The 25701-nt window shown below is 62.1% G+C and carries 21 protein-coding genes, 2 tRNA genes and 1 riboswitch; of the genes, 20 read left to right on the top strand and 3 right to left on the bottom strand.

The annotated features are described in order from the left end of the window. Positions 1-624: 624 nt before the first annotated feature. Entirely contained in the window at positions 625-888 is a 264-nt protein-coding gene (locus K675_RS32135) for a DUF2790 domain-containing protein (protein ID WP_080635321.1), read from the bottom strand. Positions 889-1290: 402 nt separating this feature from the next. Here K675_RS32135 and acs point away from each other — a divergent pair, with 402 nt between their 5' ends. From acs to astE, 14 genes are all read left to right on the top strand, one after another. Continuing rightward, positions 1291-3246, top strand: coding sequence for an acetate--CoA ligase (gene acs / locus K675_RS0107510; protein ID WP_017902897.1), 1956 nt, complete (start codon positions 1291-1293; stop codon positions 3244-3246). Positions 3247-3815: 569 nt separating this feature from the next. Then, positions 3816-4592: an ABC transporter substrate-binding protein gene (locus K675_RS0107515; RefSeq protein WP_017902898.1), complete on the top strand. Its 777-nt coding sequence runs from the start codon at positions 3816-3818 to the stop codon at positions 4590-4592. Positions 4593-4680: 88 nt separating this feature from the next. Next, on the top strand, positions 4681-5370 hold the full coding sequence (locus K675_RS0107520; protein WP_017902899.1) for an ABC transporter permease: 690 nt from the start codon (positions 4681-4683) through the stop codon (positions 5368-5370). Continuing rightward, positions 5367-6065, top strand: coding sequence for an ABC transporter permease (locus K675_RS0107525; protein ID WP_017902900.1), 699 nt, complete (start codon positions 5367-5369; stop codon positions 6063-6065). The genes K675_RS0107520 and K675_RS0107525 overlap by 4 nt, the downstream gene beginning before the upstream one ends. 1 nt (position 6066) lies before the next feature. After that, a complete protein-coding gene (locus tag K675_RS0107530) occupies positions 6067-7179 on the top strand; it encodes a succinylglutamate desuccinylase/aspartoacylase family protein (protein WP_017902901.1) in 1113 nt (370 codons plus the stop codon). Positions 7180-7207: 28 nt separating this feature from the next. Beyond that, complete coding sequence (locus K675_RS0107535; RefSeq protein WP_017902902.1) at positions 7208-7972, top strand: ABC transporter ATP-binding protein; 765 nt, start codon at positions 7208-7210, stop codon at positions 7970-7972. Between the two features lie 124 nt (positions 7973-8096). Then, positions 8097-9089, top strand: a complete 993-nt coding sequence (gene argR / locus K675_RS0107540; protein WP_020481041.1) for a transcriptional regulator ArgR — start codon at positions 8097-8099, stop codon at positions 9087-9089. 326 nt (positions 9090-9415) lie between these two features. Beyond that, entirely contained in the window at positions 9416-10636 is a 1221-nt protein-coding gene (locus K675_RS0107545) for an aspartate aminotransferase family protein (protein WP_017902904.1), read from the top strand. 138 nt (positions 10637-10774) lie between these two features. Then, the gene (gene aruF / locus K675_RS0107550; protein ID WP_017902905.1) at positions 10775-11791 is read left to right on the top strand and encodes an arginine/ornithine succinyltransferase subunit alpha; all 1017 of its coding nucleotides are present in this window, start codon (positions 10775-10777) and stop codon (positions 11789-11791) included. Between the two features lie 72 nt (positions 11792-11863). Further along, positions 11864-12889 carry an arginine N-succinyltransferase gene (gene astA / locus K675_RS0107555; protein ID WP_017902906.1) on the top strand — a complete coding sequence of 342 codons (1026 nt, stop codon included), beginning with the start codon at positions 11864-11866 and terminating at the stop codon, positions 12887-12889. Further along, complete coding sequence (astD, locus tag K675_RS0107560) at positions 12886-14352, top strand: succinylglutamate-semialdehyde dehydrogenase (RefSeq protein WP_198291621.1); 1467 nt, start codon at positions 12886-12888, stop codon at positions 14350-14352. The genes astA and astD overlap by 4 nt, the downstream gene beginning before the upstream one ends. 176 nt (positions 14353-14528) lie before the next feature. After that, on the top strand, positions 14529-15875 hold the full coding sequence (gene astB / locus K675_RS0107565) for an N-succinylarginine dihydrolase (protein WP_017902908.1): 1347 nt from the start codon (positions 14529-14531) through the stop codon (positions 15873-15875). Positions 15876-15940: 65 nt separating this feature from the next. After that, on the top strand, positions 15941-16231 hold the full coding sequence (locus K675_RS0107570) for a hypothetical protein (RefSeq protein ID WP_026145011.1): 291 nt from the start codon (positions 15941-15943) through the stop codon (positions 16229-16231). A gap of 17 nt (positions 16232-16248) precedes the next feature. After that, a complete protein-coding gene (astE, locus tag K675_RS0107575; RefSeq protein WP_017902910.1) occupies positions 16249-17256 on the top strand; it encodes a succinylglutamate desuccinylase in 1008 nt (335 codons plus the stop codon). Positions 17257-17263: 7 nt separating this feature from the next. Here astE and K675_RS0107580 read toward each other — a convergent pair whose 3' ends face one another. After that, positions 17264-18712 carry a M91 family zinc metallopeptidase gene (locus tag K675_RS0107580; protein WP_017902911.1) on the bottom strand — a complete coding sequence of 483 codons (1449 nt, stop codon included), beginning with the start codon at positions 18710-18712 and terminating at the stop codon, positions 17264-17266. 143 nt (positions 18713-18855) lie between these two features. Then, positions 18856-19347, bottom strand: coding sequence for a 6,7-dimethyl-8-ribityllumazine synthase (locus tag K675_RS0107585; protein ID WP_017902912.1), 492 nt, complete (start codon positions 19345-19347; stop codon positions 18856-18858). A 133-nt stretch (positions 19348-19480) separates the two neighbouring features. After that, positions 19481-19650: riboswitch (FMN riboswitch) on the bottom strand. Between the two features lie 201 nt (positions 19651-19851). On the opposite strand from K675_RS0107585, the gene ltaE reads away from it, so the two are divergent. The 6 genes from ltaE (at position 19852) to K675_RS0107615 (ending at position 25682) form a co-directional block, all read left to right on the top strand. Continuing rightward, a complete protein-coding gene (ltaE, locus tag K675_RS0107590) occupies positions 19852-20856 on the top strand; it encodes a low-specificity L-threonine aldolase (RefSeq protein ID WP_026145012.1) in 1005 nt (334 codons plus the stop codon). A gap of 147 nt (positions 20857-21003) precedes the next feature. Next, positions 21004-23628 carry an alanine--tRNA ligase gene (gene alaS, locus K675_RS0107595; RefSeq protein ID WP_017902914.1) on the top strand — a complete coding sequence of 875 codons (2625 nt, stop codon included), beginning with the start codon at positions 21004-21006 and terminating at the stop codon, positions 23626-23628. A 95-nt stretch (positions 23629-23723) separates the two neighbouring features. Continuing rightward, entirely contained in the window at positions 23724-24965 is a 1242-nt protein-coding gene (locus K675_RS0107600; protein ID WP_017902915.1) for an aspartate kinase, read from the top strand. Positions 24966-25156: 191 nt separating this feature from the next. Continuing rightward, positions 25157-25345 carry a carbon storage regulator CsrA gene (csrA, locus tag K675_RS0107605; protein WP_002554426.1) on the top strand — a complete coding sequence of 63 codons (189 nt, stop codon included), beginning with the start codon at positions 25157-25159 and terminating at the stop codon, positions 25343-25345. Between the two features lie 62 nt (positions 25346-25407). Continuing rightward, positions 25408-25498: transfer RNA gene (locus tag K675_RS0107610), tRNA-Ser, on the top strand. Between the two features lie 107 nt (positions 25499-25605). Continuing rightward, positions 25606-25682 (top strand) — tRNA-Arg (locus tag K675_RS0107615). The last annotated feature ends 19 nt before the right edge of the window (positions 25683-25701 follow it).

The raw sequence follows: 25701 nt of genomic DNA on the forward strand, positions 1-25701 counted from the left end.
GGGCGGCGGCACCGCCGGCGCTGTCCAGGCGATCGAGGGTGGCTACGCTTGCCTGGCCGGTCTTGCTCTCTTTTTCTGCTACTTCGCCGTCTTCTTTGTCGAATTCGTCCCAGCTCAGCATGACGCGTCGTCTCCTGCGTGAAGGCCTGGCGCCCGTGTGAAAACACTGATGATCGGTTTTTCACACGGCACGGTGGCCGCGTTGGATATAAAGGAATCGTTTCTTGCGCTGGCGGTGCAGGCAAACAACGGAAATTTGTACGGGGCCCTCTAGGGGGCGGGTGGCGCAGGGCATTACGCCTGTTCCTGCGGCGATGCCAGCGTGGGAACGTCACCCTGCAAGGGAATGTTGCAAGCCCGTTTTACCGGGACATTATAAGGGCTTTTTTCGCTCAATGGTGTGACGGATTCTGTCCTTGCGTGTGCTTTTCAGGACATGGCTCGCGATTGCAGGGCTTTGGCAGCAAAAGAATTTTTGCGCAGCGGGGGTGTTTGCGACGAGTGGTTTTGCAAGTCGGGCCATGGGCGGTCCGGCGGTTCATCCCGGATGGTACGTACGTCGATGGACCTTTGCCGCCACCGCAAGAATCGCTTCCTGCGGCAGGCGGTTTTCAAGGACCTGGATCAGCCGTTGGAACAACCATTACCCATTACACGATATTCCATGACATGCCGAATACCCCGGGAGTCTTCATAAACCATGCGTGTCGGTACAACTTCGCAAACTTCCGGAATTTCACTCATGGAGATAACTTTATGAATATCCGGATGCAGGGAATAAGTGTATTCCTCCACCGGCAGGTTCTGGCTGGCTACATCGGTCGCCGCGTCGTCGGCCATGGCTGTTGCGCAAAGGCTGCTGAGGACTAGAACAGCAAAAAGTTTCATCGGTTCACCTATTGATGGTCGTGTAGGGGCACGCGGCCCTTGTGGGACCACGTGTGAAACTCTGGAAGTTTGAATTGGAATTAACGGCCTTCGTGGGGGCTGTCGTCTGGTTAATTCGTTGCCTTAGTTGGCGGAGTTGATTTTAAGAGTGCTCAAGTCCCTCATACAGAGGGTCTTTTGATAAAGACTGTTGACAAAACCTGTAACAATCGTCGAAAAACGTCCTGCCCCGAGATATTTGCCATGGGCCGGAAATCGCCACAGGCAGCGTGCTTGAGCCCTGTCGGCGGTATTCACGACGTTTTGTAGGGTTTTGTTACTACCATCGTCGAATGGTCCGGCAGCTCCAGCCCGGCTACAACAGGGCCATAAAACAACAACTATGTCACCGAGGTAAGAAAGATGAGTGCGGCTTCCCTGTACCCCGTTCGCCCTGAGGTTCTGGCCAATACGCTGACCGACGAGGCGACCTACAAGGCGATGTACCAGCAGTCGGTCGTCAACCCTGATGGCTTCTGGCGCGAGCAGGCCAAGCGTCTCGACTGGATCAAGCCTTTCACCACGGTAAAACGGACCTCCTTCGACGACCACCACGTCGATATCAAATGGTTCGCCGACGGCACCCTGAACGTCTCCTATAACTGCCTCGACCGTCATCTGGCCGAACGTGGCGATCAAGTCGCGATCATCTGGGAAGGCGACGACCCTGCCGACTCGCGCAACATCACCTATCGCGAGCTGCACGAGCAGGTCTGCAAGTTCGCCAACGCGCTGCGTGGCCAGGATGTCCATCGCGGCGACGTGGTGACCATCTACATGCCGATGATTCCCGAAGCCGTGGTCGCCATGCTGGCCTGTGCGCGGATCGGCGCGATCCATTCGGTGGTGTTCGGTGGCTTCTCGCCCGAAGCTCTGGCCGGTCGAATCATTGACTGCCGCTCGAAGGTGGTGATCACCGCCGACGAAGGCGTGCGCGCCGGCAAGAAGATTCCGCTCAAGGCCAACGTCGACGATGCCCTGACCAACCCGGAAACCAACAGCATCCAGAAGGTCATCGTGTGCAAGCGCACCGGTGGCGACATCAAGTGGAACCAGCATCGCGACATCTGGTTCGAAGACCTGATGAAAGTGGCGGGCAGCGTCTGTGCGCCCAAGGAGATGGGGGCCGAAGAAGCCCTGTTCATCCTCTATACCTCCGGCTCCACCGGCAAGCCCAAGGGCGTGCAGCACACCACCGGTGGCTACCTGCTGTATGCGGCCCTGACCCACGAACGCGTGTTCGACTACCGTCCAGGCGAGGTCTACTGGTGCACCGCCGACGTCGGCTGGGTCACCGGCCACAGCTACATCGTCTACGGTCCGCTGGCCAATGGGGCGACCACCGTGCTGTTCGAGGGTGTACCGAACTATCCGGATATCACCCGGGTGGCGAAGATCGTCGACAAGCACAAGGTCAACATTCTCTACACCGCACCGACGGCGATCCGCGCCATGATGGCTCAGGGTTCGGCCGCGGTCGAAGGGGCCGATGGCAGCAGCCTGCGCCTGCTCGGCTCGGTGGGGGAGCCGATCAACCCGGAAGCCTGGGACTGGTACTACAGGAATGTCGGCAAGTCGCGCTGCCCGATCGTCGATACCTGGTGGCAGACCGAGACCGGCGGCAACATGATGAGCCCGCTGCCGGGGGCCCATGCCCTCAAGCCGGGTTCCGCGGCCCGTCCGTTCTTCGGTGTGGTGCCGGCGTTGGTGGACAACCTGGGCAACATCATCGAAGGCGCGGCCGAAGGCAACCTGGTGATCCTCGATTCGTGGCCGGGACAGGCGCGTACCCTGTACGGCGACCATGATCGTTTCGTCGACACCTACTTCAAAACGTTCCGGGGCATGTACTTCACCGGCGACGGGGCGCGTCGCGACGAGGATGGCTACTACTGGATCACCGGTCGTGTCGATGACGTGCTCAACGTTTCCGGCCACCGCATGGGGACCGCCGAGATCGAGAGTGCGATGGTTGCCCACCCTAAAGTCGCCGAAGCGGCCGTGGTGGGGGTACCGCACGACATCAAGGGGCAGGGTATCTATGTGTATGTCACCCTCAACAGTGGCGAGGAGCCGAGCGAGGCATTGCGCCTGGAACTGAAGAACTGGGTACGCCGGGAGATCGGGCCGATCGCTTCGCCGGACGTCATCCAGTGGGCGCCGGGACTGCCCAAGACCCGTTCGGGGAAAATCATGCGCCGGATCCTGCGCAAGATCGCCACGGCGGAATACGACGGGCTGGGTGATATTTCGACCCTGGCGGACCCGAGCGTGGTGCAGCACCTGATCGATACCCACAAGACCATGAACGTCGCCTGAGGCGGTTCGGGTGTCTGGGGCCCCGTCCGGCGTTGAGTCGGGCGGGGCTTTTTCATTTCGGCTCTGTAGGGCGGATGATTAAAAAGAGATAAATATCGGTTTTTGCCGTCAGACCTTTCTGATTGTTACCCGTGCACTGCGAAGTAACCAAATATCTCACCTGGCGCCCGCAATCGGGGCATAGGGAAACGCTTTTGCCCGTGCAGGGGTGCGATATCTGTCGAAAGGAACCCCGTCGCACGCTGCACTTGCTGTAATAGAAGGCTTTGCGAATAATAGGCCCGCAATTTGCAGCATGGATCGGTTGCCTTTCTTTTGCTCTTGCATAAAACCCAAGGGCTGTCAATGTGCTGGCTCGGCATTCTCGATGCTTCTGTAATTACTTGTCGCATTGAGGAAATATCGACTTCCGGCCTGTCGTTAGAATGCCGATCACTCGCTGGTCGTTGTGCATGGACCGCCGCCCAATCGGCCCTCGCAGGACGCGGCGCCGTAATCCCTGTTCACCCTTCGCATATTGGGCTCGCGCTCACTCTGCCGTTTTTGCCCTTTACCGATGGAGTCCTAAGATGAAGAAACTCGTGCTTCTTGGCGCCCTGGCACTGTCCGTGCTGTCGCTGCCTACATTCGCCGATGAAAAGCCTCTGAAAATTGGTATCGAAGCGGCCTACCCTCCGTTCGCCTCGAAGGCCCCGGACGGCAGTATCGTCGGTTTCGACTACGACATCGGCAACGCCCTGTGCGAAGAGATGAAGGTCAAGTGTGTCTGGGTCGAGCAGGAGTTCGACGGCCTGATCCCGGCGCTGAAGGTCCGCAAGATCGACGCGATCCTGTCGTCCATGTCGATCACCGACGATCGCAAGAAGTCCGTCGATTTCACCAACAAGTACTACAACACCCCGGCCCGCCTGGTCATGAAGGAAGGCACCGTGGTCAGCGACAGCCTGGTCGAACTCAAGGGCAAGAAGATCGGCGTACAGCGTGGTTCGATCCACAACCGCTTCGCCGAGGAAGTCCTCAAGCCACTGGGTGCCGAGGTCAAGCCGTACGGTTCGCAGAACGAGATCTACCTGGACGTGGAAGCCGGTCGCCTGGACGGTACCGTGGCTGACGCCACCCTGCTGCAGGACGGTTTCCTGAAGACCGATGCCGGCAAGGGCTTCGCCTTCGTGGGTCCGCAGTTCACCGATGTGAAGTACTTCGGTGACGGCGTGGGGATCGCCGTGCGCAAGGGCGACAAGGCCGATCTCGACAAGATCAACGCCGCTATCGCCGCGATCCGTGCCAACGGCAAGTACAAGCAGATCCAGGACAAGTACTTCGACTTCGACATTTACGGCAAGTAAGTCTCGCCAGCTCGTCCGAAATGGCGCAAGCAACAGGATCCCTGCGGTTTGCGCCATTTTTTCATCCCAATTTCCGAGGACCTGAATCATGTTGAAAGGCTACGGGGCTGTCATCCTCGATGGCGCTTGGCTGACGCTTCAGCTCGCCTTGTCGTCCATGGCCCTGGCCATTGTTCTGGGTTTGATCGGGGTGGCGCTGCGTCTGTCGCCGGTACGCTGGCTGGCCTGGCTCGGTGACCTGTATGCCACCGTGATCCGCGGCATTCCCGACCTGGTGCTGATCCTGCTGATCTTCTACGGCGGCCAGGATCTGATCAACCGCGTCGCGCCGCTGCTCGGCTACGACGACTACATCGACCTCAACCCGCTGGCTGCCGGTATCGGCACGCTGGGCTTCATTTTCGGCGCCTACCTGTCGGAGACCTTTCGTGGCGCCTTCATGGCGATCCCCAAGGGCCAGGCCGAAGCCGGCATGGCCTACGGGATGAGCAGCCTGCAGGTGTTCTTCCGGGTGCTGGTGCCGCAGATGATTCGCCTGGCGATCCCCGGTTTCACCAACAACTGGCTGGTGTTGACCAAGGCGACCGCGCTGATTTCCGTGGTCGGCCTGCAGGACATGATGTTCAAGGCCAAGCAGGCGGCGGATGCCACCCGCGAGCCTTTCACCTTCTTCCTTGCAGTGGCGGCGATGTACCTGGTGATCACCAGCGTCTCGTTGCTGGCGCTGCGTCACCTCGAGAAGCGCTACTCGGTAGGCGTAAGGGCGGCTGATCTATGATCTTCGACTACAACGTCGTCTGGGAAGCTATGCCGCTGTACCTCGGCGGCCTGCTGACCACTCTGAAACTGCTGGCCCTGTCGCTGTTTTTCGGCCTGCTGGCGGCGGTGCCGCTGGGCCTGATGCGGGTTTCCAGGCAGCCGCTGGTGAATGGCGCGGCATGGCTCTACACCTATGTGATTCGTGGCACGCCGATGCTGGTGCAACTGTTCCTGATCTACTACGGTCTGGCCCAGTTCGAGGTGGTGCGCGAGAGTTTCCTCTGGCCGTGGCTGTCGAGCGCGACCTTCTGTGCCTGCCTGGCCTTCGCCATCAACACCAGCGCCTATACCGCCGAAATCATTGCCGGCAGCCTCAAGGCCACGCCCCATGGCGAGATCGAGGCGGCCAAGGCGGTCGGCATGTCGCGCTACAAGATGTATCGGCGCATCCTGCTGCCGTCGGCCCTGCGCCGGGCGCTGCCGCAGTACAGCAACGAAGTGATCATGATGCTGCAGACCACCAGCCTGGCTTCCATCGTCACGCTGATCGACATCACTGGCGCCGCCCGTACCGTCAACGCGCAGTACTACCTGCCGTTCGAGGCCTACATCACCGCCGGTGTGTTCTACCTGTGCCTGACCTTCATTCTGGTACGCCTGTTCAAGCTGGCCGAGCGCCGCTGGCTGAGCTACCTGGCTCCACGGAAGCACTGAGATGGAACGTATCGATCATTCGCTGCCCTGGGGCAGCCTGGGTACCGAACGCCAGTTGTCGGTGTTCCGTTTCGGCAGCGGTGAGCGCAAGGCCTACATCCAGGCCAGCCTGCACGCCGACGAACTGCCGGGCATGCGCACCGCCTGGGAATTGAAGAAGCGCCTCGTCGAGCTGGAAGCGCGCGGGGCCCTGAAGGGCGTTGTGGAACTGGTGCCGGTCGCCAACCCGATCGGCCTTGGGCAATTGCTGCAGGGCAATCACCAGGGGCGTTTCGAGTACTCCAGCGGCAAGAATTTCAACCGTGATTTCGTCGAACTGAGCGAGCCGGTCGCGGCGCAGGTCGAGGGGCGGCTGGGTGACGATCCCCATGCCAACGTACAATTGATTCGCCAGGCCATGCGCGATGTGCTGGCCGGGTTGCCGCCGGCCGGCAGCCCGTTGCAGGGCATGCAGCGGATTCTGCTTGGTCACGCCTGCGATGCCGACATCGTGCTGGACCTGCATTGCGACTGCGAGGCGGCACTGCACATGTATGCGCTGCCACAACACTGGCCACAATGGCGCTCGCTGGCCGCGCACCTGAACGTGCGGGTGGCGCTGGTGGCGGAGGATTCCGGTGGCACTTCGTTCGACGAGGCCTGCTCGCTGCCCTGGCTGCGTCTGTCGCGACGTTTCCCGCAGGCTGCGATTCCCCTGGCGGGAATGTCCACCACCATCGAGCTGGGTGGCCAGGCTGATACCGGGCGTGGCGAGGCGCTGGCCCATGCCGAAGGCATCCTGGCGTTCCTGGCCGAGCAGGGGCTGATTGATGGCGAGTGGCCGGCTGCGCAGCACGAAGCCTGCGAGGCCATGCCTTTCGAGGGGACCGAGTTGCTCTACGCGCCCCATGCCGGTGTCGTCAGCTACCTGCGCCCGGTGGGTAGTTGGGTCGAGCCTGGCGAACCGCTGTTCGAAGTGATCGATCCCTTGTCCGACCGGGTCAGCACCGTTTGTGCCGGCACGGCCGGTGTGCTGTTTGCCGTGGAGCGGCTGCGTTACGCCCAACCTTCGATCTGGCTGGCCAAGGTGGCGGGGCGCGAGCCTCTGCGCCACGGGCGCCTGCTCAGCGACTGACCTGACTGTTTTCGTGAGAACCGACCGCATGTACAAGCTTGAAGTCCAAGACCTGCATAAACGCTATGGCAGTCACGAAGTGCTCAAGGGCGTGTCCCTGGCGGCCCAGGCGGGTGATGTGATCAGCATCATCGGCTCCAGTGGTTCCGGCAAGAGCACCTTCCTGCGCTGTATCAACCTGCTGGAGCAGCCGCACGCCGGACGCATCCTGCTCAACAACGAAGAGCTCAAGCTCGTCGCGAACAAGGACGGCGCCATGAGGGCTGCCGATCCCCGGCAGTTGCAGCGCATGCGCTCGCGGTTGTCGATGGTGTTCCAGCACTTCAACCTGTGGTCGCACATGACCGCGCTGGAAAACATCATCGAGGCACCCGTGCACGTGCTGGGTGTATCGAGGAAGGAAGCGCTGGAAAAGGCCGAGCACTACCTGAACAAGGTCGGTGTCGCCCACCGCAAGGATGCCTATCCAGGACATATGTCCGGTGGCGAGCAGCAGCGCGTGGCGATTGCCCGGGCCCTGGCCATGGAGCCGGAAGTCATGCTGTTCGACGAGCCGACCTCGGCCCTCGACCCGGAGCTGGTGGGTGACGTGCTGAAGGTCATGCAGTCGCTGGCCCAGGAAGGCCGGACCATGGTGGTGGTGACCCATGAAATGGGCTTTGCCCGGGAAGTCTCCAACCAACTGGTGTTTCTGCACAAGGGGCTGGTGGAAGAACGTGGCAATCCTCGAGAAGTGCTGGTCAACCCGCAATCCGAGCGTCTGCAGCAATTTCTGTCGGGCAGCCTGAAATAGTCGTCGTTTTTTTTGCTGCCACTGCGCACCAAAATAGGTCATTCTGCGCGCCGTGTGCGGTCTGGTCTACTTTGATGAGGTCGTTCCCGGCCTTTAACCCTGTTCTGCTTTCGGATCGCACGCCATGACTGCCCATCGAATTGGTTTCCTGATTTGGCCCAGCACTAAAGCCTTGACGCTGGCGCTGGCCGAGGAGGCCTTGCGTGTCGCCCAGCGCGTGCATCCGGAGGTGGTCTACGAGCTGTCGTTCCTGCAGGCCGAGGCGCCGGCTGAGGGCGCCGCGGCGGCGACCTGGCAACTGCCGGGGGAGCCTTGGGTGGGCCAGCTCGAGGGCTGCCAGAAACTGTTCCTGCTGGCTGACGAGCCGCCGGCCGTGCTGGCCCCGGCCCTGGCCAGTGCGCTCAAGCAACTGGTGCGTTCCGGTGGCATGATCGGCGGGTTGTCCGCCGGGGTCTATCCGCTGGCCCAGTTGGGGCTGCTCGATGGCTATCGCGCCGCGGTGCATTGGCGTTGGCAGGATGACTTCGCCGAGCGCTTCCCCAAGGTGATCGCCACCAGCCATCTGTTCGACTGGGATCGTGATCGTCTGACGGCCTGTGGCGGCATGTCGGTGCTGGACCTGCTGCTGGCGGTGCTGGCCCGGGATCACGGTGCCGAGCTGGCCGGTGCGGTCTCCGAGGAGCTGGTGGTCGAGCGTATTCGCGAGGGTGGCGAGCGCCAGCGTATTCCGCTGCAGAATCGCCTGGGCTCCAGTCATCCGAAGCTGACCCAGGCGGTATTGCTGATGGAGGCCAATATCGAAGAGCCGTTGACCACTGACGAAATCGCCCAGCATGTCTGCGTGTCCCGTCGGCAGTTGGAGCGGATCTTCAAGCAGTACCTCAATCGTGTGCCAAGCCAATACTACCTGGAGTTGCGCCTGAACAAGGCCCGGCAGATGCTGATGCAGACCAGCAAGTCGATCATCCAGATCGGCCTGTCCTGCGGTTTCTCCTCGGGGCCGCATTTCTCCAGCGCCTACCGCAACTTCTTCGGCGCCACGCCGCGGGAAGACCGTAACCAGCGGCGCAGCAGCAGTCCGTTCGAGCTGTCCTCCGTTCCCGCCGAGCGCGGCTGATACCGGCTATCGGCATCGCTGCCCTGGCGATTGCCATCCTGCTGGCCGGACGGTCTTTCCATCCGGACTCCCGGCGGTTTTCCAAAAATCACGCCGTGGGGTTCTTCAGTCGAAAATCTCCTTGCCGCGACGCTGCATGAAAAGCCTCTCACCGTTTAAACTGCGCCTTTGCGATGCTATTTGTCGCATTGCCGAAAACCCCGGTGAAACCCGGTTTGGCGCTATAAGAAGTTGTCGCTTCGCGACAAGGCCAGACCGAAATCTGTCCTTACAATCCCCCCATCGCTCGCCAGTTTCAGGCAGGCGTTCCTCTTCAGGAGACTCCGATGTCCGTTGAGCAAGCTCCGGTGCAACGCGCCGATTTCGACCAGGTAATGGTTCCCAACTACGCACCTGCGGCTTTCATTCCCGTGCGTGGTGCCGGTTCCCGAGTCTGGGACCAGTCAGGTCGCGAGCTGATCGATTTTGCCGGCGGGATCGCGGTGAACGTCCTGGGCCACGCGCACCCGGCGCTGGTTGGAGCGCTGACCGAGCAGGCCAACAACCTGTGGCACGTCTCCAACGTGTTCACCAACGAACCGGCCCTGCGCCTGGCCAAGAAACTGGTGGACGCGACCTTTGCCGAACGCGTGTTTTTCTGCAACTCCGGCGCCGAAGCCAACGAGGCCGCCTTCAAGCTGGCCCGTCGCGTGGCGTTCGATCGTTTCGGCGAGGAAAAATACGAAATCATCGCGGCGCTCAACAGCTTCCACGGTCGCACTCTGTTCACCGTGAACGTCGGTGGCCAGTCGAAGTACTCCGATGGCTTCGGTCCGAAGATCACCGGTATCACCCACGTGCCGTACAACGACCTGGAAGCACTGAAGGCCGCTGTTTCGGACAAGACCTGCGCCGTGGTCCTCGAGCCGATCCAGGGCGAGGGTGGCGTGCTGCCGGCCGAGCAGGCCTACCTGCAAGGCGCCCGCGAACTGTGCGACCAGCACGACGCGCTGCTGGTATTCGACGAAGTGCAGAGCGGCATGGGCCGTACCGGCAAGCTGTTCGCCTACATGCAATACGGCGTGACGCCGGACATCCTGACCAGCGCCAAGAGCCTGGGCGGCGGTTTCCCGATTGCCGCCATGCTCACCACCGAAGCGCTGGCCAAGCACCTGGTTGTCGGCACCCACGGCACCACCTACGGCGGCAACCCGCTGGCCTGCGCGGTCGGTAACGCGGTGGTCGACGTGATCAATACTCCAGAGGTATTGAGCGGTGTCGCGGCCAAGCACAATGCGTTCAAGACCCGCCTGGAGCAGATCGGCGCCAAGTACGGCCTGTTCACCCAGGTCCGTGGCATGGGCCTGCTGCTCGGCTGCGTGCTGGCCGATGCCTGGAAGGGCAAGGCCAAGGACGTGTTCAACGCCGCCGAACAGGAAAACCTGATGATCCTGCAGGCAGGTCCGGACGTGGTCCGTTTCGCCCCAAGCCTGGTGGTCGAGGACGCCGACATCCAGGAAGGCCTGGATCGTTTCGAACGCGCCGTTGCCAAGCTGACTCAGGCCTGATCGGCCGGGTGCCGGTGTTTCCGTCGTCGAGCCGCACGGCCGGCGACGGACAGATTATTCCTGTGCCGGGCATGCCCGGCATTCTTTTCCCTGCGCCGGCGCTGTCGCCGGCCTGTTTTTCAAGTAAGGAGTGACACCATGCTGGTGATGCGCCCCGCGCAAATGGCTGACCTGGACGAGGTACGGCGTCTGGCCGCCGACAGCCCCATTGGTGTCACTTCCCTGCCGGATGACGAGGATCGGCTGCGCGACAAGATCGCCGCCAGCGAAGCGTCGTTCGCCGCCGAGGTCAGTTTCAATGGCGAAGAAAGCTATTTCTTCGTGCTCGAGGACTCCGACACCGGCAAGCTCGCCGGCTGCTCGGCGATCGTCGCCTCGGCCGGTTACTCGGAGCCTTTCTACAGCTTCCGCAACGAGACCTTCGTGCATGCCTCGCGCGAGCTGAAGATCCACAACAAGATCCACGTGCTCTCGCAGTGCCACGACCTGACCGGCAACAGCCTGCTGACCAGTTTCTACGTGGTGCCGGAGCTGGTGGGCTCGGCCTGGTCGGAGCTCAATTCCCGGGGCCGCCTGCTGTTCGTGGCCAGCCATCCGGAGCGTTTCGCCGACTCGGTGGTGACCGAGATCGTCGGCTACAGCGACGAAAATGGCGACTCGCCGTTCTGGGATGCCATCGGGCGCAACTTCTTCGACCTCAACTATGCCGAGGCCGAGCGTCTCTGCGGCCTCAAGAGCCGGACCTTTCTCGCCGAGCTGATGCCGCATTACCCGATCTACGTGCCGCTGCTGCCGGACGCCGCCCAGGAAGCCATGGGCCAGGTGCATCCACGGGCACAGATCACCTTCGACATCCTGATGCGCGAAGGTTTCGAGACCGATCACTACATCGATATCTTCGACGGTGGCCCGACTCTGCATGCGCGGGTCAGTGGCATCCGTTCCATCGCCCAGAGCCGCGTCGTACCGGTGAAGGTCGGTGACAGCGGCAATCCCGGTCGCCAGTACCTGGTCTCCAATGGCCAGCTCCAGGATTACCGTGCGGTGCTGCTGGAACTCGACTATGCCCCAGGCAAACCGGTGACCCTGGACCAGGAAGCGGCCGAGGCTCTGGGTGTCGGCGAAGGTGGCAGCGTGCGCCTGGTGCCGGTCTGACCCCGGTATCGAAAGCAGCCCTACAGCGAGTTTCGCGGGTGCCGCCAGGCGGTGCCCGTTTGAGGAGATAGTATGATCGTTCGTCCCGTACGCAGCAGCGATTTACCCGCTCTGATAGACCTGGCCCGCAGCACCGGTACCGGCCTGACCACCTTGCCGGCCAACGAGGCGCGGCTGGCCCACCGTGTCGGCTGGGCGGAGAAAACCTTCCGTGGCGAAGCCGGGCGTGGCGATGCGGACTACCTGTTCGTGCTCGAAGACGACAATGGCCGGGTGGTCGGCATCTCGGCGATCGCCGGTGCCGTCGGCCTGCGCGAGCCCTGGTACAACTTCCGCGTCGGGCTGACCGTCAGCGCCTCCCAGGAACTGAACATCTACCGCGAGATCCCGACGCTGTTCCTGGCCAACGACCTGACCGGCAACTCCGAACTGTGTTCGCTGTTCCTGCACGGCGACTGCCGCAGCGGCCTCAACGGGCGGATGCTGGCCAAGGCGCGGATGTTGTTCATCGCCGAGTTTCCACAACTGTTCGGGCAGAAGATCATTGCCGAGATGCGCGGCATGTCCGACGGGAACGGGCGTTCGCCATTCTGGGAAAGCCTGGGGCGGCACTTCTTCAAGATGGAGTTCAGCCAGGCCGACTACCTGACCGGCGTCGGCAACAAGGCGTTCATTGCCGAACTGATGCCGAAGTTCCCGCTGTACACCTGCTTCCTTTCCGAGGGCGCGCGGGCCGTGATCGGCAAGGTGCACACCGACACCGAACCGGCGCTGTCGATGCTCAGGAGCGAAGGTTTCAGCTATCAGGGCTACGTCGACATCTTCGACGCCGGCCCGGCGGTGGAGTGCGAGACCAGCAAGATCCGTGCGATACGCGACAGCCAGGCGCTGGTGCTGGCCATCGGTACCCCGGGTGATGACGCCACGCCGTTCCTGATCCACAACCGTCAGTGCGAAGACTGCCGGATCACGGCCGCTCCCGCCCGGCTCGCGGCGGGCACTCTGGTGGTCGACCCGCTGACCGCCAAGCGTCTTCAATTGAGTGCGGGCGATTCGGTCCGTGCCGTTCCGCTGTCCGCTTCCCGGGAGTCGAAATAATGAGCACGCTTTACATCGCAGGCCACTGGCTCTCCGGCCAGGACGAGGCCTTCGAGTCGCTGAACCCGGTGAGCCAGCAGGTGTTGTGGAGGGGCAGCGGTGCCAGCGCCGCGCAGGTCGAGCAGGCCGTGCAAGCGGCCCGTGAGGCCTTCCCGGCCTGGGCGCAACGTAGCCTGGACGAACGTATCGTCGTGCTCGAGGCGTTTGCCGCCAGCCTGAAAGGCCATGCCGACGAACTGGCCCGCTGCATCGGTGAGGAAACCGGCAAGCCATTGTGGGAAGCCGCGACCGAAGTGACCAGCATGGTCAACAAGATCGCCATTTCGATCCAGAGCTACCGTGAGCGCACCGGCGAGAAAAGCGGCCCACTGGGCGACGCCAGCGCGGTGCTGCGCCACAAGCCCCATGGCGTGGTGGCGGTGTTTGGCCCCTACAACTTCCCGGGGCACCTGCCCAACGGGCATATCGTTCCGGCGCTGTTGGCCGGTAACAGCGTGCTGTTCAAACCGAGCGAGCTGACCCCGAAGGTGGCCGAGCTGACGGTCAAGTGCTGGATCGAGGCCGGTCTGCCGGCCGGTGTACTGAATCTGCTGCAGGGCGCTCGGGAAACCGGTATCGCCCTGGCCGGCAACCCGGGGATCGACGGCCTGTTCTTCACCGGTTCCAGCCGCACCGGCAATCACTTGCATCAGCAGTTCGCCGGGCGTCCGGACAAGATCCTCGCCCTGGAAATGGGCGGCAACAACCCGCTGGTGGTGGATCAGGTCACCGATCTGGATGCGGCGGTCTACACCATCATCCAGTCGGCGTTCATCTCCGCCGGCCAGCGCTGCACCTGCGCCCGTCGCCTGTTGGTGCCGGAAGGGACCTGGGGCGACCAGTTGCTGGCGCGCCTGGTCGAGGTCAGCGGTAACATCGCGGTCGGCGCATTCGACCAACAGCCGGCGCCGTTCATGGGCTCGGTGATTTCCCTGGCGGCAGCGCAGGCCTTGATGGACGCCCAGGCCAACCTGCTGGCCAACGGCGCGCAGGCATTGTTGCCGATGACCCAGCCACAGCCAGGCGCCGCCTTGCTCACTCCAGGCATTCTCGACGTGACGGCGGTCAGCGGGCGTGCGGACGAAGAGTTCTTCGGGCCGTTGCTGCAAGTGATCCGCTATGCGGATTTCGACGCGGCGATCGCCGAGGCGAACAACACCCAGTTTGGTCTGGCGGCGGGTCTGCTGTCGGACTCCGAAGCGCTTTACCGGGAATTCTGGCTGCGCAGCCGGGCCGGGATCGTCAACTGGAACAAGCAACTGACTGGCGCCGCGAGCAGTGCGCCGTTCGGCGGAGTAGGGGCCTCGGGCAATCATCGCGCCAGCGCCTATTACGCCGCGGACTACTGCGCGTACCCGGTGGCCTCGCTGGAAACGCCGAGCCTGGTGGTGCCGGCGAGCCTGACGCCAGGTGTGAAACTCTAACCGGCGTGGGCCTCATTCGCGGGCAAGCCCTGCTCCTACAGGACCCGGGCCGACCGCGAAGGCGGGGCCGGGCGCCGAGCCTGTGGGAGCCGGCTTGCTGGCGATGACCGCGCAGCGGTCGCCATCCACCGCATTACCTGATGCCTATAACAACAGTTTTTCCTGGAGCCTCGCCGATGAAATCCTTTGAAGTCAATTTTGACGGTCTTGTAGGCCCGACCCACAACTATGGCGGCCTGTCCTACGGCAACGTCGCCTCCCAGAACAACAGCCAGCAGGCGTCCAACCCCAAGGAAGCGGCCCTGCAGGGCCTGGCGAAGATGAAGGCGCTGATGGAGATGGGCTTCGTCCAGGGCGTGCTCGCACCCCAGGAACGTCCGGACGTGGCTGCCCTGCGCCGGCTCGGCTTTGCCGGCAGCGATGCCCAGGTGATCGAACAGGCCGCGAAACAGGCCATGCCGTTGCTGGTTGCCAGTTGCTCGGCGTCGAGCATGTGGGTGGCCAACGCCGGTACCGTGAGCCCCAGCGCCGACACCGCTGACGGCCGTGTGCATTTCACCGCGGCGAACCTGAACTGCAAGTACCACCGCAGCATCGAGCACCCGACTACCAGCCGCGTGCTGGGGGCGATGTTCGCTGACGACCAGTACTTTGCCCACCACGCCGCGCTGCCTGCCGTTGCCCAGTTCGGCGACGAGGGCGCCGCCAACCATACGCGCTTCTGCCGTGAGTACGGCGAGGCGGGCGTCGAGTTCTTCGTGTTCGGCCGCAGTGCCTTCGATACCCGTTATCCGACGCCACAGAAATACCCGGCGCGCCAGACCCTCGAAGCGTCGCAGGCGGTCGCCCGCCTGCACGGCTTGAGCGATGACGGCGTGGTTTATGCCCAGCAGAACCCGGCGGTGATCGACCAGGGGGTGTTCCACAACGATGTGATCGCGGTGGGCAACGGCGAGGTGCTGTTCTACCACGAGGACGCCTTCCTCGACACCGACCGGCTGCTCGCCGAGCTGCGGGACAAGCTGGCCCGGCGTGGTGGCAACTTCCAGGCGATCTGCGTACCGCGAGCCCAGGTCACGGTGGAGGATGCGGTACGCTCCTATCTGTTCAACAGCCAACTGCTCAGCCGTGCCGATGGCGGCATGATGTTGATCGTGCCGCGGGAGTGCCGCAACAACGAGCGCGTCTGGCAGTACCTGCAGGGCCTGACCGCTTCCGGTGGGCGGGTTCGCGAGGTGAAGGTCTTCGACCTCAAGCAGAGCATGCAGAACGGCGGTGGACCGGCGTGCCTGCGTCTGCGTGTGGCGCTGAAGGAATCCGAGCTGGCGGCGGTCAACCCAGGGGTTATCATGACCGCGCCGTTGTACGACACGCTGACCCAATGGGTCGAAAGGCACTACCGCGATTCCCTGCGCGAAAGCGACCTGGCCGACCCGCAGTTGTTGCTCGAGTGCCGGACGGCGTTGGATGAACTGACGCAAATCCTTAAACTGGGCGCGGTTTATCCATTCCAGATCAATTGAGCGCGTGAGTCCGGCCTTCAGCCCAAGGCCGGGAGCGCGGCTCTTCTCCAGACGAGAGCATGAACATGAGCGATACCCCCCTGCAGTTGATTCTCGAAGACACCGATGGCGCTCAACTGCAAACTTCCTGCACGCGTTTTGCCGTGATCTGGCAGGGCAAGGAAGTGTGGATCCAGCAGGACGGTCGTGGCCAGTTGCTGATCGGTGTCGACGTCGAGGAAGGCGATACCGAGTATGCCAACCTGCTGCTGCGTCCATTGGCGACTAATCTTGTAAGCCTGCAACTGGAAATGGAGCCGGCCGACGTGGGCGACGACGATCACGTGCACGGTCCCGACTGCAACCACGATCACTGATCAAGGAACACCGCGCTATGCTCGCCCTTGGCAAACTGCTTGAACTGACCCTCGCCGGTCGTGAACCGGCGGAGAAGACTCAACTGACGGTCGAAGGCGTTCGCATGCGCTGGTTGAGTGAGGGCGCGCTGGAAGTGCGGCCCCCCCAGGGGCGGGACAACGGGCTGGACCTGTTGCTGTCCGCCGGCATCCACGGCAACGAGACAGCGCCGATCGAACTGCTCGATCGCCTGTTGCATGACATCGCCCGCGGCGACCTCAAGCCTCGGGCACGCATTCTGTTCCTGTTCGGCAACCCCGAGGCGATGCGCCGCGGCGAGCGTTATATCGAGCAGGACATCAACCGGCTGTTCAACGGTCGCCATGAGCAGAGCAGCGGCAACGAGGCGTTGCGGGCCTGCGAGCTGGAGCGGTTGGCGGCGAGCTTTTTCAGCGTGGCCGATCGCAGCCGGCTGCACTACGACCTGCATACCGCGATTCGTGGTTCGAAGATCGAGCAGTTCGCGCTCTATCCCTACAAGGAGGGGCGTGCGCACTCGCGTCAGGAGCTGGCGCGCCTGCAGGCCAGCGGGATCAGCGCGGTGCTGCTGCAGAACAAGCCTTCCATCGTCTTCAGCAGCTACACCTACGACAAGCTCGGGGCCGAGGCCTTCACCCTGGAACTGGGCAAGGCCCGGCCGTTCGGGCAGAACCAGGGCGTCGATGTGTCGCGCCTCGAGCTACGCCTCAAGCAGCTCATCGAGGGTAGCGAGCCGGCCACCGGGCAGGGGTTGGACGGCCTGCAACTGTTCAGCGTGGCGCGGGAGGTCATCAAGCACAGCGATGCCTTCCTGCTGCACCTGCCGGCGGATATCGAAAACTTCTCGCCACTGCCCAAGGGCTACCTGCTGGCCGAGGACCTGGCGGGCAGCCGTTGGGTGGTGGAGGAAGACGAAGCACGGATCGTTTTCCCCAACCCGAAGGTGAAGAACGGCCTGCGCGCGGGGATCCTGGTGGTACCGTCCGGCAGCGAACAACTGGCCTGACGCCTGCTCAATCCTCCCGGTACTGTTTACGTGGCGGGATGCCGAGTTCCCGGCGCAAACCGTTTTCGCTGAAGGCTTCGGGGTTGCTGCTCAGGGGCCCGGGATGGCCGGCAAACTGGAATGCGACACCCTCGACATTCAGCCCGACGGCCTGCAGTTCGAGGTTGGGTATGGTGTCGCGAGGCCTGTCGCCATCGATGCCATCTTGGCTCAAGCCTGGGAACATCGTTCCGGTCACATAGTTATAGGCATGACACAGTTCGTGATACAGATGCACGATGCTGGTGACCTCGCCCTTGAGGAACGACGGATCGTAGTAGACCTGGCAGCCGTCGGCCGGCGGGCCGGCTTGGCCGTTTTCCAGGAACGGGTAGCTTTGCTCCAGGCGATTCGGGATGCACATGCCGTTTTCCTCTTCGCTCAGTTCCCGGATCACGACGGGAATTCCACTTCTTTCCCGGGCCTGGCCCAGGGCATCGAGCAGTTGCCGGCCATTTTCGGAGCCCAGTAGCAACCTCAGGTCGTCATTGACCCGTTCCTGGAATTGCGTCGAGCCTTCGACGACCACACCGCAACTGTCCAGCTCCTTGGCAGCGATGATGACGCCGGGATCTTCAAAACGGCCGGGTGGTGCTGCTCCAGCGGCGGAGTAGGCATTGAACAACCGAACATCCGGCCTGAGGTTGTCGACGATGTCGGTTCCCGTCCCGGTGTAGGCGGTGGTGCGGGCGGCTCCGGAAATGAGGTGGTCGTCACCATCGGAGCCGCTGAGCACGCTGTGGCCCGTACCGCCCTGCAACAGGTCGTCACCCTGGCCTCCGTCGAGGAAGCAGGGGCCTTTGCCCCCGATCAAGGTATCGCGACCCTGGCCGCCGTAGGCGGTGATGGCGCCGCTACCCATGGCCCTGACCAGATCGTCGCCGGCGCCGGCCTCGACATAGCTGGCGCCGCTGCGGGTGAAAACCCGGTCGTTGCCGGCGCCTGCGTTGACCTTGGTGAAGCCGCCACCAGCCACGACCAGGTCGTTTCCCTCGGCCGAATCGATGAAGACCGTGGTCTTGACCGCGTCGTCCACCCTGATTCGGTCATCGCCTGCCTGCGTGCGCAGGACGATCACCTGGGTGTCCGACGCCAGGTCGAGGTGATAGCGGCGCTCGTTGATGTCGATGATCAGGTGGTCGGTCTGGTGGAGATGGATGCGGTCGTCGTCGTTGCCGCTGGTAAAGACCAGGTGGTCGGTCGGGCCGCGATAGCTGGGTGGCGCCTGCAATCTGTGGCGCTCGATCAGGATGTTGGTGTCCTGGTGAACCGGGTGTACCTGCAGGCTCCTCTCATCGCCCGGGTACTGCCGCAGAGGGGCGATGGTGGGCGTGTTGGTTTCAGTATTGCCGGCGATCCGGTACTCATGCTCGGACGCGACGGCCGGAGTCGGGTTCAGGCTGGAAAAATCGTTCATGGTGCCTCCGTGGGCGTTGGGTCTCGATAGCGCTGAAAAGCGCAAGGGGCGAGCCCACTTAACCCTGAAAGGGAGGCGGGGAGAGCGTAGATAGTTATGTGGGGGCGTGACCTGCCGGCACGGGCCGGCAGGTCGAGGCGACTTCAGACCGCCAGTTTCTGTACGGCCGGACGTGGCAGCGCGCGTAGCTTGCTCAGGGTGTCGGCGCAGGTTCTTGCGGCTTCCTGGCCCTTGTGCACGAAGTGATCGAAGAAGAACTTCTGGTGTTCCTCGCCAGCGTGGAAATGGTGAGGGGTCAGGACCACGGAGAACACCGGAACTTCGGTGTCCAGCTGGACTTGCATCAAACCGTCGATCACGGCGGTGGCAACGAAGTCATGACGGTAGATTCCGCCGTCGACCACCAGGCCGGCAGCCACGACGCCGGCATAACGGCCCGATTTGGCCAGCAGCTTGGCGTGAAGGGGGATTTCGAAGGCGCCGCCGACTTCGAAGAAATCGATATCGCTTTCCTGATAACCGAGCTTGGCGATTTCGCTGACGAAGCCGTGGCGGGCCTGGTCGACAATATCCTTGTGCCAGCAAGCCTGGATGAAGGCGATGCGCTGGTTTTGATGGATAGGGGTGGTTTGCATCTGTTCTGACTCCTGTTTGTATGAAAAACAGGGCGTTATGAATCGAATGGGATTCAAGGGTACGTCCAGGTCGGCGGTACGCCGCTGTCGGGCAGGCGCACGGCGACCCAGGGAAACGGCCCTTGGGTGCCAATCCCGTTCTCTCTTCATCCGGACTATGACCGTCGGCCCCGGAATCGCACCGGGTCTGCTGACCTTGGAGATGGACTGTCGGGACCGTCCGCCTCGTCAAGCGCTCGCGGGCTAGGCGTGTTACGCGCCATTACCGCCGGTGGGGAATTGCACCCCGCCCTGAGAACGTTGCCACCTGTCTTTCTGGTGGCGGCGATTTTTTACCATATATTTTCAGGGTGTGCATGGGGGGCTTACGATGAGAATCATCGAATCTTCCCTGCGCGCCTGGGCATTTACCGCGGCAGCGCTTGATTATCGCGGGCCATGGCCGCAGTAATGGCTTTCGAGCGGGACGTTCCCGACACCACCCTTCATGACGAGGCCTGTCTCATGACTGTCATCGATCTTCGCAGCGACACGGTTACCCAACCCAGCGCCGGCATGCGCGCCGCCATGGCGAGCGCTCCCCTGGGGGACGATGTGTATGGCGAGGATCCGACGGTCAATCGGCTCGAAAGCGAGCTGGCCACCAGGCTGGGTTTCGACAGTGGACTGTTCGTGCCTTCCGGGACCATGAGCAACCTGCTCGGGTTGATGGCCCACTGTGGCCGGGGCGATGAGTACATCGTCGGCCAGCAATGCCATACCTATAAGTACGAAGGCGGCGGTGCCGCGGTGCTTGGTTCGATTCAGCCGCAGCCGCTGGAGGTGCAGGCCGACGGCTCGCTGGACCTCGAGCAGGTGCGGACGGCGATCAAGCCCGATGACTTCCACTTTGCCCGCACCCGTCTGCTGGCCCTGGAAAACACCATGCAAGGCAAGGTCCTGCCACTGGAATACCTGGCGGCGGCCCGTAGCCTGACCCGTGAGCTGGGGTTGGCACTGCACCTGGACGGTGCCCGGCTGTACAACGCGGCGGTCAGGCTGGGGATCGATGCGCGGGAAATCACCCGGCATTTCGACTCGGTGTCGGTCTGCCTGTCCAAGGGGTTGGGGGCTCCGGTCGGCTCGGTGCTGTGCGGCAGCGAGGAACTGATCGGCAGGGCGCGGCGGTTGCGCAAGATGGTCGGTGGCGGCATGCGCCAGGCCGGCCTGCTGGCGGCGGCGGGGCTGTATGCCCTGGAGCATCAGGTCGGACGCCTGGCCGATGATCACGCCAATGCGCGGCATCTGGCCGACGGGTTGCGTGATGCCGGCTACCGCATCGAGGCGGTGCAGACCAACATGGTTTACGCTGACCTGGGGACGCGAGCCGAGGCCCTCAAGGCATTCGCCGCCGAGCGCGGCGTACGGCTGAGCGCCGCGCCCCGCTTGCGGATGGTCACGCATATGGACGTCGATCGTACACAAATCGAGCAGGTGGTCGCGGTATTCGCCGAATTTAACCGCCAATGAGCCTGCAGGCCGTCCAATTGACGGTTTCTATCGTATAAACACACTGTACCCGGGGCTCAGGGCCGATATAATGCGGCCCTTTGCAAGTCGCAAATCCATTCAGACGTGATGCACTTGCCTCCGGCCGCAGACTCCGTGGAAGAACCTATGAAAAGCGCAGAAATCCGTGAAGCCTTCCTTCGCTTCTTCGAAGAGCAGGGCCACACCCGTGTCGCCTCGAGCTCTTTGATTCCGGGCAACGACCCGACCCTGTTGTTCACCAACGCGGGGATGAACCAGTTCAAGGATTGTTTCCTGGGCCAGGAAAAACGCGCCTATACCCGCGCGGTCAGCAGCCAGAAGTGCGTGCGTGCCGGCGGCAAGCACAACGACCTGGAAAACGTCGGTTATACCGCACGTCACCACACGTTCTTCGAAATGCTCGGCAACTTCAGTTTCGGCGACTACTTCAAGCGCGATGCCATCACCTTCGCCTGGACTTTCCTGACTTCCGAAAAATGGCTGAACCTGCCCAAGGAGAAGCTCTGGGTCACCGTCTACGCCAGCGATGACGAAGCCTACGATATCTGGACCAAGGAGGTCGGCGTACCCGCCGAGCGCATGGTTCGCATCGGCGACAACAAGGGCGCGCCCTACGCCTCCGACAACTTCTGGACCATGGGCGATACCGGCCCGTGCGGTCCCTGCACCGAGATCTTCTACGACCACGGCGCCGACATCTGGGGCGGCCCACCCGGCTCACCGGAAGAAGATGGCGACCGCTACATCGAGATCTGGAACAACGTGTTCATGCAGTTCAACCGTACCGCCGACGGTGTGCTGCACCCGCTGCCGGCGCCATCGGTGGACACCGGCATGGGCCTGGAGCGGATCAGCGCGGTGCTGCAGCACGTTCACTCCAACTACGAAATCGACCTGTTCCAGAGCCTGCTGAAGGCTTCGGCGCAGGCCATCGGTTGCGCCAACGACAACCAGGCTTCGCTGAAGGTGGTGGCCGACCATATCCGTTCCTGCGGCTTCCTGATCGCCGACGGCGTGCTGCCGTCCAACGAAGGTCGCGGCTATGTACTGCGTCGGATCATTCGTCGCGCCTGCCGTCATGGCAACAAGCTGGGCGCCAAGGGCAGTTTCTTCTATCAGATCGTCGCCGCGCTGGTGGCCGAGATGGGCGAAGCCTTCCCTGAGTTGAAATCCCAGCAGGCGCACATCGAGCGCGTGCTCAAGGCTGAAGAGGAGCAGTTCGCCAAGACCCTGGAACAGGGTCTGAAGATCCTCGAGCAGGACCTGGCCGAGCTCAAGGGCAGCATCGTCCCTGGTGACGTGGTGTTCAAACTCTACGACACCTACGGCTTCCCGATGGACCTGACCGGCGATATCGCCCGCGAACGCAACCTGACCCTCGACGAGGCCGGCTTCGAGCGCGAGATGGAAGCCCAGCGTGAGCGTGCCCGTTCCGCCAGTTCCTTCGGCATGGACTACAACAGCCTGGTCAAGGTCGATGTGGCCACCGAATTTACCGGCTACAGCGCCACCAGCGGTTCGGCGAAAGTTGTCGCGCTCTATAAAGAAGGACAGTCGGTCGACGTCTTGAATGAAGGTGAAGAGGGCGTCGTGGTCCTGGACCAGACGCCGTTCTACGCCGAGTCGGGTGGTCAGGTGGGTGATTGCGGTTATCTCAAGGCGGCGGCTGGTCGTTTCGACGTGCGTGATACCACCAAGACCGGCGGTGCTTTCCTGCACCACGGTGTGTTGGCCCAGGGCAGTCTGCTGGTGGGTGCCCAGGTCGAGACCCAGGTTGCCGCCGAAGTGCGTCATGCCACCTCGCTGAACCACTCGGCCACTCACTTGCTGCACGCTGCCCTGCGCCAGGTGCTGGGTGACCACGTGCAGCAGAAAGGCTCGCTGGTCGATAGCCAGCGCCTGCGCTTCGACTTCAGTCACTTCGAAGCGATCAAGCCGGAGCAGATCAAGGCTCTGGAAGATATCGTCAACGCCGAGATCCGCAAGAACTCGGTGGTGGAAACCGAAGAAACCGACATCGACACCGCCAAGAAAAAAGGCGCGATGGCGCTGTTTGGAGAGAAATACGGGGACACCGTGCGCGTGCTGAGCATGGGCGGTGACTTCTCCGTCGAACTGTGTGGTGGTATCCACGCCAACCGGACCGGCGACATCAGCCTGCTGAAGATCATCAGCGAAGGTGGTGTGGCCTCGGGTGTGCGGCGCATCGAGGCGGTGACCGGCGCTGCGGCGCTGGCCTACCTCAATGCCGCTGAAGAGCAACTCAAGGAAGCCGCGAACCTGATCAAGGGCAATCGCGACAACCTGATCGACAAGCTGTCGGCTGTGCTGGAGCGCAACCGCCTGCTGGAAAAACAACTCGAGCAATTGCAGGCCAAGGCCGCGAGCGCTGCGGGTGACGACCTGTCGGCCCAGGCCCAGGACGTCAAAGGTGTGAAAGTCCTGGCCGCACGCCTGGACGGCCAGGATGGCAAGGCCCTGCTGGCGCTGGTCGATCAGCTGAAAAACAAACTCGGCCGCGCAGTGATCCTGCTCGGCAGTGTCCATGAGGAAAAGGTCGTGCTGGTTGCTGGCGTGACCAAGGACCTGACCGGCCAACTCAAAGCCGGTGATCTGATGAAACAGGCCGCTGCGGCGGTGGGTGGCAAGGGCGGTGGTCGTCCGGACATGGCGCAGGGCGGCGGTACCGACGCCTCGGCGCTGGACGCAGCACTGGCCCTGACCGCGCCATTCGTCGAGCAGGGCGTTTAAGGCTTCGCGCCAATGCCTATCGTCTAGTGATAGGCAGCGTGGCTGTGGTTTGAATGATTAATGGGCGCCCCTTTACGGGCTGAGGCGGCTTAGAAATGGCTTTGATCGTACAGAAATTTGGAGGCACCTCAGTCGGCACTGTCGAGAGAATCGAGCAGGTCGCCGACAAGGTTAAGAAATTCCGCGAAGCCGGCGATGACCTGGTGGTTGTACTGTCTGCGATGAGCGGCGAAACCAATCGCCTGATCGATCTGGCCAAACAAATCAGTGGCGAGAACCAGCCGGTTCCGCGCGAACTGGACGTGATCGTTTCCACCGGGGAGCAGGTGACCATCGCCCTGCTGGCCATGGCGCTGATGAAGCGCGGCGTGCCAGCGGTGTCGTACACCGGCAACCAGGTGCGGATCCTGACCGACAGTGCACACACTAAAGCACGCATCCTGCAGATTGACGATCAGAAGATTCGTGCTGATTTGAAGGAAGGTCGCGTGGTTGTTGTCGCCGGTTTCCAGGGCGTCGACGAGAACGGCAATATCACCACCCTCGGTCGTGGCGGTTCCGATACCACCGGTGTGGCCCTGGCCGCCGCCCTGAAGGCAGACGAGTGCCAGATCTACACCGACGTCGATGGCGTCTACACCACCGACCCGCGGGTCGTGGCGTCGGCCCAGCGCCTGGACAAGATCACTTTCGAGGAAATGCTGGAAATGGCCAGCCTCGGCTCCAAGGTCCTGCAGATCCGAGCAGTCGAGTTCGCCGGCAAGTACAACGTTCCGCTGCGCGTTCTGCACAGCTTTAAGGAGGGTCCGGGTACCCTCATTACTATTGATGAAGAGGAATCCATGGAACAGCCGATCATTTCCGGCATCGCCTTCAACCGCGATGAAGCCAAGCTGACCATCCGTGGCGTGCCCGATACTCCGGGCGTGGCCTTCAAGATTCTCGGTCCGATCAGTGCCGCCAACATCGAAGTCGACATGATCGTGCAGAATGTCTCGCACGATAACACCACCGACTTCACTTTCACCGTGCACCGCAACGACTATCAGTCGGCGCAGAACGTGCTGGAGAACACCGCGCGTGAAATCGGCGCGCGGGAAGTGATCGGCGACACCAGGATCGCCAAGGTCTCGATCGTCGGTGTCGGCATGCGCTCCCACGCGGGCGTGGCCAGCCGCATGTTCGAAGCGCTGGCCAAGGAAAGCATCAATATCCAGATGATCTCCACTTCCGAAATCAAGGTTTCGGTGGTGATCGAGGAGAAATACCTTGAGCTGGCCGTACGTGCGCTGCACACGGCATTCGAGCTGGACGCTGCGGCCCGACAGGGCGAGTGATAGCGTGACGACAAAGGGCGCGGTTGAACCGCGCCCTTTGTATTTTTTGATAAGTGTGGGCAGGTGCTGTTCTTTTGCCCGCTCTCGTCAATACTTAGGGACGTAGGGCTATGGCTATCTTGCGTGTAGGCCGAAGCCCTTTTTTTTGCAGACTGTGTTGTCCCTGAACTGAAATGCGTGAGGAGATAGGTATGTTGATTCTGACTCGTCGGTGCGCAGAAAGCCTGATCATTGGTGATGGCGAAATCACTGTGACCGTGCTCGGCGTCAAAGGAAATCAAGTGCGTATTGGTGTCAACGCCCCCAAGGAAGTGGCCGTCCACCGTGAGGAAATCTACCTGCGGATCAAGAAAGAGAAGGACGAAGAACCAAGCCATTAATTTTTCTCGTTTTTTTTGTTTGCAAACGGGGAAAAAGCTGGTTAATATACGCCCCGTGTTGCGGAGAGCTGGCCGAGTGGCCGAAGGCGCTCCCCTGCTAAGGGAGTACACCTCAAAAGGGTGTCGGGGGTTCGAATCCCCCGTTCTCCGCCATTATTTGCTTAGTGCGTTACGATCTGGCTTATTCTGTAAGTTGTTGAAATTACTAGAAAAAGTGCTTTACAAAAAGATCTGACGACCTATAATGCGCGGCAACAAATGCACTCGTAGCTCAGCTGGATAGAGTACTCGGCTACGAACCGAGCGGTCACAGGTTCGAATCCTGTCGAGTGCACCATACACCAGAAAGCCCGCAC

Source organism: Pseudomonas fuscovaginae SE-1, assembly GCF_000364705.1.
GTDB lineage: Bacteria > Pseudomonadota > Gammaproteobacteria > Pseudomonadales > Pseudomonadaceae > Aquipseudomonas > Aquipseudomonas fuscovaginae_A.